The 741-nt window shown below is 34.4% G+C and carries 1 protein-coding gene; it reads left to right on the plus strand.

Annotated features, from left to right (window positions below; genetic code table 11):
* Nucleotides 1-741 (plus strand): hypothetical protein (locus tag GY937_05930; protein MCP5056252.1); only part of this gene is annotated, 741 nt, incomplete at both ends.

A 741-nucleotide genomic window follows, 5' to 3' on the forward strand; every position in this document is an offset into this window, starting at 1 on the left:
TTCAAATGCAGTTGTTACTATTGTAGATACAGTAGAGACAAACGATACAACACCAGAATTTAGTGGAACATCTAAAAATGTAGAAGGAGATTTAGTTGTTAGTGTAGGAGGAGCAACATATCATGTTACTCCAGATACAAATGGTAATTGGACTTTAGATACAGAGACAGCTACTCCAGTATCAGGAACATTAGACTTAAATGTAGATGGAACATATACAATAGTTGTAAATGCAACAGGTACAAATGGTCATGATATGCGTCCTGCAAATGATAGCTTCATACTAGATACACAAACAGATGCAGTAGTAACATTAGTAGATACAACAACAATTTCAGATATAACACCATTATTTAATGGTACAGCTACAAATACAGAAGGACCTTTAGTTATTGAAGTAGGAGGAGCAACATATCATGTTATTCCAAATGCAGAGAATAAATGGTCTTTAGATACAGAAACAGCAGTTCCAGTATCAGGAACATTTAGTTTAGCTTCAGATGGAACATATACAATTACAGTTGATGCAGAAGATGCTGATGGAAATGCAATAGAACAAATAAGTGATGACTTTAAAGTAGCAACAGATCCAGACGATGATTCAAATGCAGTTGTTACTATTGTAGATACAGTAGAGACAAACGATACAACACCAGAATTTAGTGGAACATCTAAAAATGTAGAAGGAGATTTAGTTGTTAGTGTAGGAGGAGCAACATATCATGTTACTCCAGATACAAA

The organism is bacterium, assembly GCA_024228115.1.
Classification (GTDB): Bacteria; Myxococcota_A; UBA9160; order UBA9160; family UBA6930.